Origin of the sequence: Brevundimonas lenta, from assembly GCF_014196335.1 — a bacterium.
GTDB classification, from domain to species: Bacteria; Pseudomonadota; Alphaproteobacteria; order Caulobacterales; family Caulobacteraceae; genus Brevundimonas; species Brevundimonas lenta.
The window spans coordinates 691,650-704,595 of the sequence record NZ_JACIDM010000001.1 but is presented as its reverse complement, the minus strand read 5'-3'; the positions used below and the strand labels follow the sequence as shown (position 1 = coordinate 704,595).

Sequence of the window (12,946 nt, the reverse complement as noted above, 5' to 3'; positions counted from 1 at the left end):
GGTTGTCCGACTGCGCCGTTTCTTTCGCAGCGCAACATCGCCGGGAGATTGTGAAACCGCCCCGGATGGGCCAATTCCCGACCATGACCGACAAGCTCTCCGCCGATCCGGCCGCCATGATCGCCCGCGCCCGCGAGGTCATCAGCCTCAACATCCAGGCGCTTCAGCAGCTGGAAGGCGCCATCGACGACAGCCTCGCCCGCGCGGTCGACACCATCCTGTCCCGCCCCGGCTATGTCGTCGTCACCGGCATGGGCAAGTCGGGCCACATCGGCGGCAAGATCGCCGCCACCCTGGCCTCGACCGGCACCAACGCCTTCTTCGTCCACCCGGCCGAGATGAGCCACGGCGACCTCGGCATGCTGCGCAAGGACGTCACCGTCCTGGCCATCTCCAACTCGGGCGAAAGTCGCGAGCTGCGCGATCCGCTGATCTACTGCCAGCGCGAGGGCATTCCGGTCATCGGCATCACCCAGCGCCCCAACAGCTTCCTCGGCCGTTCGTCCGCCGTCTGCCTGACCCTGCCCAACGCGCCCGAGGCCTGCCCGAACGGCCTGGCCCCGACCACCTCGACCCTGATGACCCTGGCCATGGGCGACGCGCTCGCCATGGTGCTGATGGACCGTCGCGGCTTCACCGCCGAGGACTTCGGCCTGCACCACCCGGGCGGCAAGCTGGGCATGAGCCTGCAGAGCGTGCGCGACTGGATGGGCGACCGTCCGCCGGCGCCGGCGACCCTGCCGCTGACCGCCACCTTCGCCGAGGTCGTCTCGGGCATCACCGAGGGCCGCAAGGGCGCCGCCGCCGTCATCAACGCCGACGGGACCCTGGCCGGCATCGTCACCGACGGCGACATCCGCCGCGCGTTTGCTCGCGGCGACCTGTCCGGCCTCACCGCCGCCGACGTCATGAGCCCGCGTCCCAAGGTCATCGGGCCGGACGCCCGCATGAGCGACGCCATCGACCTGATGACCCAGAACAAGATCGCCACCCTGCTGGTGATCGAGGACGACCACCCGCTGGCCATTGTCCACATCGCCGAGCTGATGCAGGCGGGTTACGTCAGCTAGCGCGCCGGATTCCCGGTCAGCTCGTCCAGCGTCGGCTCCTCGCCGCCGTTCTCCTCGCGCAGGGTCAGCGGCTCCGCCGGCTTGCCGGCCTGGAACTCCTCCGTCGCCGTGCGCTTGCGGGCCCGCATCAGGTCGGCCAGCTCGTCCATGTCCAGACCGGCGGCGCGCGCCTGGGCGAACATGCCCTCGGAGCGCTTCTCCTCCTCCTCGACATGGTGCTCGATCATCTCGGACAGCACCTTGACCTTGGCGTCATAGAAATCGTCCTCAGGCCCGCCCGCCTCGATTTCGTTGATCAGCTGCTTGGCCCCGTCGTGCTCGACATAGGCTTCCTTCAGCAGGTCCTCTTCGATGTGTCCCTTGCAGGCCGGATAGAAGACCTCCTCCTCCAGCACCGTATGAACCTTCAGCTCCAGGCAGGCCTGTTCGGCCAGGGCCTGTTTGCGGTCGCGGCTGCGCGCCTTTTCGAAGTCCGCGAAGATCTCCTCGACCTTGCGGTGATCGGCCTTCAGCATGGCGATGGCGTCCATGTCTTCGTAGGTCTGCGCCATAAGATTATCCTCCTGATCGAACGGCTTAGGGCTCAGAAAGACACCGGGCGCGCGCCTGTTCCCACGGCTCCGCTAGCTGAGAGTCGTTCGCGCGATTTCCGCCCTCCGGGCGTCCGGCAGCCGACACAACTCGCCCTTTCGCGCGTTTTCAGACGACGACAGGGAGCCCTCGGATGATCGACCACCTCGGCCTCGATGTCAGCGACATCGCCCGCTCGCGCGCCTTCTACAACGCCGCGCTGGAACCGCTCGGCTACCGCCTGATCCAGGAGTTTCCCGACGGCGACGCCACCGTCGTCATGTACGGGATCGAGAGCCCCGAGTTCATCATCGCCGACAAGGATCGGCCGGGCGAGGCGAACCACATCGCCTTCCGCACCGAAACCCGCGCCCAGGTCGACGCCTTTCACGCCGCGGCCCTCGCCGCCGGCGGCCGCGACAACGGCGGCCCGGGCCTGCGCCCAAACTACGGCCCGACCTACTACGCCGCCTTCGTCCATGACCCGGACGGTTTCAACGTCGAGGCGGTCTGCCATGCGGCGGAATAGAGGACTTGAGAGGGTGTCCGGAAACCCTCTCAATCCCTCTCAAGTCCGCCATTTCGATCACGCCTTCCGCAGGGCCGAACCTGACCCACGACCCCTTCTGACGCAGCCGTGTGCTTTAATGCCTCAATGTCCGCCAGGCGGGCGTTCTGACGGGCCGCGGCAGTTCGTTTCCCCTGCTCTGGCGCCCGTTTCGGCCGATCGCTGCGTCTTCCGCAAATAGAGGACTTGAGAGGGTTTGAGAGGTTTTGAGCATTTTTTGAATGAGAGGGTCCGGCGCCCCTCCCGCGCCGCCGCCGTCGTTGTTACTTGACGTTGACGTAAACGTACGCTTTCTGACGACCGAGTTTCGATTCCGCACCCTGTCCCTCAAGCAGCGAGGCCCCGCGGGCCGAGCGCCAGGGACCCAAGAGAGAGACCCACCTCATGGCCGACGCCTACATCTACGACGCCGTGCGCACCCCGCGCGGCAAGGGCAAGAAGGACGGTTCGCTCCACGAAATCACCGCCCTGTCGCTGGCCACCCAGGTCCTCCAGGCGCTGCGCGATCGCAACGATCTCGACACCTCGAAGGTCGACGACGTCATCCTCGGCTGCGTCTCGCCGGTGGGCGAGCAGGGCGCCGACATCGCCCGTACGGCCGTGCTGAACTCGGGCTGGGCCCAGACCACCGCCGGCGTCCAGGTGAACCGCTTCTGCGCCTCGGGCCTCGAAGCCGTGAACATGGCGGCCGCCAAGGTGAAGTCCGGTGAGGCCGACTTCGCCGTCGGCGGCGGCGTCGAGGCGATGAGCCGCGTGCCGATGGGTTCCGATGGCGGCGCCTGGCCGGTCGACCCGTCCTCGGCCTTCCCGACCTATTTCGTGCCGCAGGGCGTCTCGGCCGACATGATCGCCTCGAAATGGGGCTTCAGCCGCGACGACGTCGACGCCTACTCGGTGGAAAGCCATAAGCGCGCCGCCCGTTCGTGGGCCGAGGGCCGCTTCAAGGGCTCGGTCATCCCGGTGCTCGACCAGCTCGGCCTGGTCCGCCTCGACCATGACGAGACCATCCGCCCCAACACCGACATGCAGACCCTGGGCGCCCTGAACCCGTCCTTCGCCATGATGGGCGAGATGGCCTTCGACAGTGTGATCAACCAGCGCTACCCCGAGGTCGAGCGGGTCAACCACGTCCACACTCCGGGCAACTCCTCGGGCATCGTCGACGGTTCCGCCGGCGTGCTGATCGGCTCGCTGGAAGCCGGCAAGGCGCTGGGCCTCAAGCCGCGCGCCAAGATCCGCGGCGCCGCCTCGATCGGCTCGGAGCCGTCGATCATGCTGACCGGCCCCGAGTTCGTGGCCAACAAGCTGCTCGGCAAGCTGGGCATGTCGAAGAACGACATCGACCTGTGGGAGCTGAACGAGGCCTTCGCCGCCGTCGTCCTGCGCTTCATGCAGGCGCTCGACATCCCGCATGACAAGATCAACGTCTGCGGCGGCGCCATCGCCATGGGCCACCCGCTCGGCGCCACCGGCGCCATGATCACCGGCGTGGTCCTCGACGAGCTGGAGCGCTCCAACAAGGAGACCGCCCTCATCACCCTGTGCATCGGCGGCGGCATGGGCACCGCCACCGTCATCGAACGCGTCTGAGTTCGGAGGTTCATCACTAGGGCACGAAGCAGGCACGAAGTGCACGAAGAGGCAGCGCCTCATCGCCGCGCGCAGCGCCTCCCAAAATCCGGAACAGTCGCCTGCGGCGCTCCCACCGGTCCCTTCGTGTCCTTCGTGCCTCCTCCGTGGTCTTCGTGACGAACCATCAACAGTCGGCTCCAGGCGCCGACGTTTCAGAATAAGGGCCTTAGGCCGATGGAAAACTTCAAGATCGACGTCGACGCCGACGGCATCGCCCTGATCACCTTCGACGTCCCGGGACGGTCGATGAACACCCTGACCTCGGGCGTGATGAAGGAGATCCCCGAGTGGGTCGAGCGCATCAAGACCGACGACGCCATCAAGGGCGCGGTCCTCACCTCGGGCAAGACCAGCGGCTTCTGCGCCGGCGCCGACCTCGGCGACATGGCCGGCGGCATGCTGGCCGGCGGTTCGCTGCAGGACGCCTATGACGCAGGCTGGAAGCTGAACGGCGCCCTGCGCGCCCTGGAGACCTGCGGCAAGCCGGTCGCCGCGGCCATCAACGGCCTGGCCCTGGGCGGCGGCCTCGAGCTGACCCTGGCCTGCCACTACCGCGTGGTCGGCGACAGCCCGAAGATCCAGCTCGGCCTGCCCGAGATCAAGGTCGGCCTCTTCCCCGGCGGCGGCGGCACCCAGCGCCTGACCCGTCTGGTCGGCGTCCAGGCCGCCATGATGGCCATGAGCGAGGGCAAGTCCTTCCGCCCCAACGACGCCAAAGGCGCCGGCATCGTCCATGAGGTCGTGCCGGTCGGCGGCGAAGTCGATGCCGCCAAGGCGTGGATCAAGGGCGGCGGCAAGGCCGTCCAGCCGTGGGACGACAAGTCCTTCAAACTGCCCGGCGGCGGCCCCTACCACCCGGCCGGCATCCAGAATTTCCTCGTCGGCAACGCCATGCTGCGCAAGCAGTCCTACGGCAACTACCCCGCCGTCCTGAACCTGATGAAGGCCGTCTATGAGGGCGTTCAGGTGCCCATGGACGCGGCCCTGCGCATCGAGACCCGCTACTTCATCAAGACCCTGATGACGCCGCAGGCCCAGGCCATGATCCGCTCGCTGTTCCTGAGCAAGCAGGAGCTCGACAAGGGCGCCGTGCGTCCGGCCGGCCAGCCCAAGTCGGACCCCAAGAAGGTCACCGTCCTCGGCGCCGGCATGATGGGCGCGGGCATCGCCTATGTGCAGGCCCTGGCCGGCATCGAAACCATCCTGATCGACCGCGACCAGGAAGCCGCCGACAAGGGCAAGGCCCACGTCGAGGAGCTGCTCAAGAAACGCCTCTCGCGCGGCCAGATCGACCAGGCCAAATTCGACGCCCTGCTCGGCTCGGTCACCGCGACCACCGACTACGGCCTGATCAAGGGCTCGGACCTGGTCATCGAGGCGGTGTTCGAGAACCGCGAGATCAAGGCTGAGGTCACCAGGCGCGCCGAGGCCCAGCTCGAGCCGGGCGCCATCTTCGGCTCCAACACCTCGACCCTGCCGATCACAGGCCTGGCCGAGGCTTCGGTGCGCCCCGAGGACTTCATCGGCATCCACTTCTTCTCGCCCGTCGACAAGATGATGCTGGTCGAGGTGATCCTCGGCGAGAAGACCGGCGAGGCGGCGATCGCCAAGTCGCTGGACTACATCATGAAGATCAAGAAGACCCCGATCGTCGTCAACGACGGCCGCGGCTTCTACACCTCGCGCTGCTTCGGCACCTATGTCGCCGAGGGCCTGGCCATGCTCGAGGAGGGCTACGCCCCGGCCCTGATCGACAACATCGGCCGCATGACCGGCATGCCGCGCGGCCCGCTGGAAATGCACGACGACGTCGCCCTCGACCTCTCGGTGAAGATCGCCAAACAGACCAGGGAAGACCTCGGCGACGCCTATGTGCCGATGGCCGGCTGGCAGATCGTCCAGACCATGGTCGAGGACCTGGGCCGCTACGGCCGCAAGAACGGCAAGGGCTTCTACGACTACGACACCAAGCCCAAGAAGCTGTGGTCGGGCCTGTCGGAGCTGGCCCCGGTCAAGATCAACGACTCGACGCCTGAGCTGATCGAGGACCAGAAGCAGCGCCTGCTGTACCGCCAGGCGGTCGAGGTCGCACGTTGCTGGGAAGAGGGCGTCATCGACGACCCGCGCGAGGCCGACGTCGGCGCCATCCTGGCCTGGGGCTTCGCGCCCTGGACCGGCGGCCCGATCACCCTCATCGACCAGACCGGGCTGAAGGCCTTCGTGGCCAAGGCCGACGACTACGCCGCCCGCTACGGCTACCGCTTCAAGGTCCCGCAGCTGCTCCGCGACATGGCCGACCAGGGCCGCACCTTCTACGGCGACTTCGCCGGCAAGCAGAAGGCCGCCGCCTGATACAGACGGGGACGGGTCAGAGGTTCACCACCTCGAACCCGTCCTCGGCCTGCAACCGCTCCGCCAGCGCCGACCGGTGGCACCCCGCGTGGTCCGCCTCGAAGCACAGCAGGGCGGTCTTCCTCTTCCCCGCCAGTTCGCGCAATTCCTCGAACGCCAACTGCGACGGCGGCTCCTGCATATGTTCGGCGAAGATCTCGCGCATCTCGCCGATCCGCCCCTTCCGCGCCGCCTCCCGCCCCGCCTTGGGCGTGCCCAGCGGCCGCAGGTGGACGTAGTCGATGCCCGCGTCCTTCAGGCTGTTGCCCAGCACGGTCTTGGAGAACCCCGCCCGCCGCGACGCCGCCACCGCCCGCACGTCAGCAACCACCTCGACCCCGGCCGCCTTCAGCTTGTCGATGACCGCCGCCTGCGGTTCGCCTTCGTAGCCGACGGTGAACAGCTTCATCCTCGCCTCCCTCAGGGCAGGGCCCCACCGTCGATCGCCTCGTCGGCACAGCTCTGCAGCTCGGCCCGGTATTTGTCGGGATCGACGGCTTTCCGCGCGACGATGGAAGCCTCCAGCGCCATCCTCTGTTCCGCTGAGAGCGCCCCTGACGACGCGTCCTCCGGCAGTCGATCGGTCCACCAGTCGCGGATGAACCAGCTGGGCCCGGCGACCATCCCGGTCTCCCGCGACGCCTCGGCGATCATGGCGTTGACGTGGGCCAGGCAGAGCTCGGCCCGAGCGGGCTCGGGCTCGGCGGCGAGCAGGGTCAGGGCGAGTGCGATCACAGGCGTCTCCGTTCGCCACGAGCGTGACGGACAATCCGCTCCATGGCGAGTCCCCTGCGACCGCTTCTGACGTACCCGTCCGCCAACATGCCTCCGTTGCCGGCTCGCGCCCTTCCGGGCGAGACTCGTGAGACTCGTGAGACCGGTTTTTTCGCCACAGGGGTCTCACGTCGCTTCGGATCGGCCCCGCCCTGCGCCCTTGACCTTCACCGTTCCCGGCGTCACCGCTCGCAGGCCAAACTCCGGAGCTGACCGATGATCCGCCGCCTCGCCCTCGCCCTCCTGCTGGCCAGCGCCGCCGCCTCGGCCCAGGCCCAGGACCTGCTGATCAGCGGCGGCCCGATCTACACCGGCGTCGACGCCGCCCCGACCGCCGAGGCCGTTCTGGTTCGCGACGGCCGCATCGCCTGGGTCGGCCGCGCCGCGGACCAGCCCGCCGTCGACGTCTCGACCGTAAAGGTCATCGACCTGAAGGGCGCCGCCCTCTTCCCCGGCTTCACCGATGGCCACGCCCACCTCGACGGTGTGGGCTGGCGCGAACTGACGCTGAACCTCGAAGGCTCGGCGTCGGTCGCCGAGGCCATGTCGAAGCTGTCGGCCTGGGCCGAAACCCATCCCGAAGGTCCCATCGTCGGCCGCGGCTGGATCGAGACCCACTGGCCTGAAGGCCGCTTCCTGACCGCCGCCGACCTCGACGCCGCCGCGCCTGGCCGGGTCGTGCTGCTGGGCCGCGCCGACGGTCACGCCGTGGTCGCCTCTTCCGCCGCCCTCGCCGCCGCCGGTATCGACGCCTCGACCGACGCGCCGTCCGGCGGTGAAATCCTCAAGGGCCCTGACGGCAAGCCGACCGGCATGCTGGTCGACGCCGCCGAACAGCTCGTCTCCGGCCTGATGCCCCAGGCCGATCCCGCCGCCACCCGCGAGGCCTATCGCGCCGGCTTCCGGGTCGAGGCCGCCTACGGCTGGACCGGCGTCCACTTCATGAGCGCCCCGTGGCGCGACATCCCGCTTCTGGAAGACATGGCCGCCGACGGCGAGGCCCCGCTGCGCATCTACAACAGCGTCACCCCGGATGGGGCGCAGGCCCTGTTCGCCTCGGGTCCGCGCAGCGTCGCCGACGGCCGGATCATCACCCGGGCCGTGAAATACTACGCCGACGGCGCCCTGGGCTCGCGCGGCGCCGCCCTGTTCGCCCCCTACTCCGACCAGCCCGGCACCACCGGCCTGATGCAGACCTCCAGCAGCGAGGCCGTGCCCCTGTACGAACAGGCCCTGCGCTCCGGCATCCAGATCGCCACCCACGCCATCGGCGATCGCGGCAACGCCTCCGTCGCCGAATGGTACGAGACGGCCCTGGCCGCCGTGCCCGCCGACCAGCGCCCCACCGGCGAGGACGTGCGCTGGCGCATCGAGCACGCCCAGATCCTGCGCCCTGTCGACTACGCAGACTTCCAGCGCCTGCCGATCATCGCCTCGATGCAGCCCAGCCACGCCATCGGCGACTTCCATTTCGCCGCCGCCCGCCTCGGCGACGCCCGTCTGGACGGCGCCTACGCCTGGCACAGCCTGGTCGATCGCGGCGTGATCGTGGTCGGCGGCTCGGACGCCCCGGTCGAGCGCGGCGATCCGCTGATCGAGTTCTACGCCGCCGTCGCCCGCCGCGACCTGCAGGGCTTCCAGGGTCCCGACTGGCGCCCGGACGAGGCCGTCGATCGCGCCACCGCCCTCAAGATGTTCACCCTCTGGCCGGCCTACGCCTCGTTCCGCGAGAACGAGCTGGGCACCATCGAGGTCGGCAAGCGCGCCGACCTGACGGCCTTCAACGTCGATCTGATGACCGCGCCGTTCGCCGATATTCCCAAGGGCCACGCGACCCTGACGGTCGTCGACGGCGTCGTGGTCCACCAGGCCGACTGAGGCTTGAGGTCGTCAGCCGATGGCCCTAAGTCTGCCGTCGGCTCCGCGGGCATGATGTAGTGGTAGCCTGAAAGCTTCCCAAGCTTTTCGTGCGGGTTCGATTCCCGCTGCCCGCTCCAGCCTCTACTGCAGCCGCTCGGCCCGTACGCCCCGCGACCGCAGGATGCGCTGAACGCTGTGGTCGCCCGCCAGATGGGCCGCGCCGACGGCGATAAAGATGGTGCCCGAGCCTTCCAGCTGCTCCTGGATCTGCCCCGCCCAGTTGCTGTTCCGGTCGACCAGCAGGGCTCGATAGATGACCTCGCTCTCGTCACGCATGCCGTCCACGCCGTAGCGCTCGATCGCCGCCACGTCGCCGCGGGCCCAGGCGTCAACCAGCTGGTCCAGCTCGGTGGTCGCGTTGTCCCAGCTCGCAAGGGTGCCGCGCAGGAAGGCCAGCTGCTGGTCCTCCGGCAGGCCGGCGAGGACGCGGACCTGTTCGTCGAGGGTCTCGAAGCCATGGATCGGCTTGCCGGCCGCCTCGGCCTGGGCCTTCAGGGTCAGCTCCACGCCCGACTTCGGATCATAGCCGGCCTTGACCAGGGGCGAGATCGACAGGGTCAGACCCGCCAGCCAGGGCGGAAGACGTCCATCTGGGCGGACGGCATGCCGATCGCGGCCGCGGCCTCGCCCAGTTCGGCGTTCTCGGCCTCGGTCAGCAGGCTGGACAGGGGGCGGTCCGGCGACAGGCCGTATTGCTGGACCAGGGGAATGATCGCCGCCTGATCCTCGGGGTTCGAGATCTCGAGCCAGACCTGGTCGGCGCTGTCGAAGGCCTGCTCGACCCGGGCCCAGCGCCACAGGGTGGTGGGGCGCAGCACGTGGACCGTGCCGAACAGGTAGATGGTCGAGTCCTCGTCGCGGATGACCCACAGGGCCGGGCCGGAGCCGCCGACCGGCGCGGGCTGGACGACCGGCGCAGAGGCCGGGGCCAGGGTGCGGGCGAAGGCCTGCGCCGGCTGGAAGGCGATCGCCGCCGCCAGACCGAGGCCGAGGGCGACGCCGAGCGCGGAGCGGGCGACGCTGACGGCGGCGCGGATCGGGCTGGAGGTCATCAGGCGGTTTCCTCTTCGGAGAAGATGGATTCGATGGGCTGGCCGAAGACCCGGGCGATCTTGAAGGCCAGGGGCAGCGAGGGATCGTAGCGGCCGGTTTCCAGCGCATTGACGGTCTGGCGGGAGACGCCGAGCGCCTCGGCCAGATCTGACTGGCTCCAGCTTCGCTCGGCCCGCAGCGCCTTGAGGTGGTTGTTCACGAGGCGATCCTCACCGGCGTCTCCACCACCACCAGGCCCAGGCGATGAGGTAGCCGGCGAGCATGAGGAAGAGGATGCCGAAGGCCCCCGCGGCCATATAGGCGGCGGGATCGGTGCGGCCGTTGATCCAGGCCGGGATGTCCAGATCGGCGGTTTGCGGCAGGATCGTCATGATCATGAAGACCATGCCCACGGTCATGCCGACGGTGCCGCCCCAGTACCAGGCCGACTTGTGGGCCTCCTGCGCGGCCTCGTCGATGGAGCGCATCCAGCCCGCGCCGGCGGCCAGGGAGCCGGCCATCATCACGATGGCGAAGACGGCCAGGCCCCAGACTGTGGCCGGCCCGAGGTCGGTTCCGCGGGCCGAGACGTAGCCGGCTCCGACGCCGGCGAGGAACATCAGGACGAACAGCCCGCCCAGGCCCGCGGCGGACCAGAGGAGAACGGATTTCAGGCCCCTGGCCATGGCGGCGACGTCCCTTGAGAATGACAAGGACGTTTTACACACCCGACATCATCGATGTCAAGGACGCTTGTCAGCCGCCCTCGGCGATCCGCAGCTTCGGCGCCTCGGTGAGCTCGGGACGGCTGAGGGTGCGGGGGGTGTTGTCGACCGGCGCCAGTTCAGGCAGTTCCTTGCCCTCGTGATCGACCTGCAGATCCTCGAAGCGGCGGGCGGAGACCATGACCTGGCTCTCGAGCGAGCCGACGAACTGGTTGTAGCGGCCGACGGCGGCTTCCAGCGCCTTGCCGACCGAGGCGGCGTGGCCGCCCATGACGGACAGGCGCTTGTAGAGCTCCTTGCCAAGCTTCGCGACGTCCTCGGCGTTCCTGGCCTGCTCCTCGGCGCGCCAGCCGTACGCAACAGCTTTGCAGAGGGCGAACAGGGTGGTCGGGGTGACGATGACGACGCGCGAGGCCATGGCCGTGGTCATCAGGTCGGGCTCGTGGTCCAGAGCGGCGGCGAGGAAGGCGTCGCCGGGCACGAACATGGCCACGAAGTCGGGGCTGGGCTTGAACTGGTCCTGATAGGCCTTGGACGCCAGCTGGCGCACGTGGGTCTTCATGCTGGCGGCGGTGCGCAGCGAGGCGGCGCGGTTCTGCGCGTCCTGATCGCCGTCGGTCTCGTCGCCAAAGGCCAGCGAGACCTTGGCGTCGATCACGAACATGCCGCCGCCCGGCAGGCGGACGATGAAGTCCGGGCGCTGCTGGCGGCCGGCGTCGTCGGCGTTGGAGGTCTGCTCCTCGAAGTCGAAGCGCCCGGCCATGCCGGCGGCCTCGAGCACGTTGCGGCAGGTCTGCTCGCCCCAGCGACCGCGACGGCCGGTGTTGCCGCGCAGGGCCTCGGTCAGCTTGCGTGCCTCGTCGCGGGTGGCGCTGGAGGCGGACATCAGCTGGGCGAGCTGCTCCTTCAGGCCGCCGGTCTCTTCGGCGCGGCTCTTCTCCAGCGCGGCGACCTGTTCCTGGAATTTGGCGAGGGTCTCGGCGACGGGCTTCAGCTGGGCGTCCATGCGCTGCTGGGCCAGCAGCTCGCGATTGCGGAAGGTCTCGTCGTTGCGCTTCAGCAGCTCCTCCGCGACCGCATTGGCCGAGTGGGCGGCCTGGGCGCGCAGCAGTTCGGTCTGGGTGGCGGCCTGGTCCTCGACGAGGCGCATGCGGGCCTCGGTCTCGGCATGCCGTTCGCGCAGCTCCCAGTTCCGCGTCTCGGCGGCGGCGGCGCGGCGGCGCTCCATCAGGGCCCAGCCAAGGGCGACCAGGGCGAGGAGCGAGGCGGCGAAAAAGGCGACGAGGGAAGCGTTCATGCTCCGTTCCTTAGCGGGAGTCGCGAGGCGGAGCCATCAGACTCCGACCGCGAAAAAACAGTCTGAAGAGTCTGATTCGTCTGAAGGGCCGGAGCGGCGCGGGGGCGGGTCATGGCTCCATGCTGCACCGGGCCTACGTCAAAATCGGTCGTAGGCGGAAACCTCAATCATCCCGGCGAAGCCGGGCCCCAGATTGTCTGGGCCGGGGCGCCGGTGGTTCATCACGAAGGGCACGAAGGCGGCACAAAGGACACGAAGGCGTTCGCGCCACGCCCCGCTCCCTTTGTGTCCTTTGTGGTCCTTGGTGTTCTTCGTGATGAACCTGCGGGACCGGACCTCAAGCCAGGGATTGCGCTGCGCGCGGCTAGGCCGGGCGGCGCGCCCTCAGGGCCTGGATGATGGTGCCGTCGTCCAGCCAGTCCAGTTCGCCGCCGACGGGGACGCCGCGGGCAAGAGAGGTGATCTCCACCCCCGAGCCGGCGACGCGTTCGGCGATGTAGTGGGCCGTGGTCTGGCCATCGACCGTGGCAGGCAAGGCCAGCACGACCTCTTTCGCCTCACCGCCGCGGACGCGTCCGACCAGTTCGGCGATGCGCAGGGCGTCCGGGCCGACGCCGTCCAGGGCGGACAGCAGGCCGCCCAGCACATGGTATTTGCCGCGGAAGGCGCCCGAACGCTCCATGGCCCAGAGGGCCCCGGCCTCCTCAACGACGCAGATCAGGCCGTTGTCGCGGGAGCCGTCGGAGCAGATGGAGCAGGGATTGCGGGTGTCGGGCGCGCCGCAGACGCTGCACGACGACACCTTCTCGGCCGTCTCCGCAAGGGAAGCGGCGAGCGGGACCAGAAGCTGCTCGCGCTTCTTCAGCAGGGCCAGGGCCGCGCGCCGGGCCGAGCGCGGGCCCATGCCCGGCAGCTTGGCCAGCAGCGAGATCAGGCGTTCGATTTCAGGTCCGGCGGAGGCGGCCAA

General features: G+C 68.9%; 12 protein-coding genes, 1 tRNA gene and 1 pseudogene. 6 read left to right on the top strand and 8 right to left on the bottom strand.

Features of this window, described 5'->3' with window-relative positions:
* Positions 1 to 83 precede the first annotated feature (83 nt).
* Positions 84 to 1,070 (top strand): KpsF/GutQ family sugar-phosphate isomerase, encoded by a 987-nt coding sequence (locus GGR12_RS03610; protein WP_183202969.1) that lies wholly within the window; start codon positions 84 to 86, stop codon positions 1,068 to 1,070.
* Here GGR12_RS03610 and GGR12_RS03605 read toward each other — a convergent pair.
* Positions 1,067 to 1,621, bottom strand: a complete 555-nt coding sequence (locus GGR12_RS03605) for a hemerythrin domain-containing protein (protein ID WP_183202967.1) — start codon at positions 1,619 to 1,621, stop codon at positions 1,067 to 1,069. The genes GGR12_RS03610 and GGR12_RS03605 overlap by 4 nt on opposite strands.
* 173 nt (positions 1,622 to 1,794) lie before the next feature.
* Here GGR12_RS03605 and GGR12_RS03600 point away from each other — a divergent pair, with 173 nt between their 5' ends.
* From GGR12_RS03600 to GGR12_RS03590, 3 genes are all read left to right on the top strand, one after another.
* On the top strand, positions 1,795 to 2,169 hold the full coding sequence (locus GGR12_RS03600; RefSeq protein WP_183202965.1) for a VOC family protein: 375 nt from the start codon (positions 1,795 to 1,797) through the stop codon (positions 2,167 to 2,169).
* A 423-nt stretch (positions 2,170 to 2,592) separates the two neighbouring features.
* Positions 2,593 to 3,798, top strand: a complete 1,206-nt coding sequence (locus tag GGR12_RS03595) for an acetyl-CoA C-acetyltransferase (RefSeq protein ID WP_183202963.1) — start codon at positions 2,593 to 2,595, stop codon at positions 3,796 to 3,798.
* A 216-nt stretch (positions 3,799 to 4,014) separates the two neighbouring features.
* Positions 4,015 to 6,192 carry a 3-hydroxyacyl-CoA dehydrogenase NAD-binding domain-containing protein gene (locus tag GGR12_RS03590; RefSeq protein ID WP_183202962.1) on the top strand — a complete coding sequence of 726 codons (2,178 nt, stop codon included), beginning with the start codon at positions 4,015 to 4,017 and terminating at the stop codon, positions 6,190 to 6,192.
* A gap of 16 nt (positions 6,193 to 6,208) precedes the next feature.
* Here GGR12_RS03590 and GGR12_RS03585 read toward each other — a convergent pair whose 3' ends face one another.
* Both GGR12_RS03585 and GGR12_RS03580 read right to left on the bottom strand, forming a co-directional pair.
* Complete coding sequence (locus tag GGR12_RS03585) at positions 6,209 to 6,640, bottom strand: DUF488 domain-containing protein (RefSeq protein WP_183202960.1); 432 nt, start codon at positions 6,638 to 6,640, stop codon at positions 6,209 to 6,211.
* A gap of 11 nt (positions 6,641 to 6,651) precedes the next feature.
* A complete protein-coding gene (locus tag GGR12_RS03580; RefSeq protein WP_183202957.1) occupies positions 6,652 to 6,966 on the bottom strand; it encodes a hypothetical protein in 315 nt (104 codons plus the stop codon).
* Between the two features lie 255 nt (positions 6,967 to 7,221).
* Between GGR12_RS03580 and GGR12_RS03575 the strand changes: the two genes are divergently transcribed.
* Positions 7,222 to 8,883, top strand: a complete 1,662-nt coding sequence (locus GGR12_RS03575) for an amidohydrolase (protein WP_183202955.1) — start codon at positions 7,222 to 7,224, stop codon at positions 8,881 to 8,883.
* 45 nt (positions 8,884 to 8,928) lie between these two features.
* Positions 8,929 to 9,002, top strand: a tRNA-Gly gene (locus tag GGR12_RS03570).
* 4 nt (positions 9,003 to 9,006) lie between these two features.
* On the opposite strand, the pseudogene GGR12_RS03565 reads toward GGR12_RS03570, so the two are convergent.
* The 5 genes and pseudogenes from GGR12_RS03565 to recR all read right to left on the bottom strand — a co-directional run bounded on the left by GGR12_RS03565 (position 9,007) and on the right by recR (position 12,946).
* Positions 9,007 to 9,977 (bottom strand): annotated as a pseudogene (locus GGR12_RS03565) (TraB/GumN family protein).
* On the bottom strand, positions 9,977 to 10,177 hold the full coding sequence (locus GGR12_RS03560; RefSeq protein WP_183202953.1) for a helix-turn-helix domain-containing protein: 201 nt from the start codon (positions 10,175 to 10,177) through the stop codon (positions 9,977 to 9,979). The pseudogene GGR12_RS03565 and the gene GGR12_RS03560 overlap by 1 nt, the downstream one beginning before the upstream one ends.
* A gap of 10 nt (positions 10,178 to 10,187) precedes the next feature.
* Positions 10,188 to 10,643 (bottom strand): hypothetical protein, encoded by a 456-nt coding sequence (locus GGR12_RS03555; protein WP_183202951.1) that lies wholly within the window; start codon positions 10,641 to 10,643, stop codon positions 10,188 to 10,190.
* A gap of 70 nt (positions 10,644 to 10,713) precedes the next feature.
* A complete protein-coding gene (locus GGR12_RS03550) occupies positions 10,714 to 11,979 on the bottom strand; it encodes a DNA recombination protein RmuC (protein ID WP_183202949.1) in 1,266 nt (421 codons plus the stop codon).
* Between the two features lie 364 nt (positions 11,980 to 12,343).
* The gene (gene recR / locus GGR12_RS03545; RefSeq protein WP_183202947.1) at positions 12,344 to 12,946 is read right to left on the bottom strand and encodes a recombination mediator RecR; all 603 of its coding nucleotides are present in this window, start codon (positions 12,944 to 12,946) and stop codon (positions 12,344 to 12,346) included.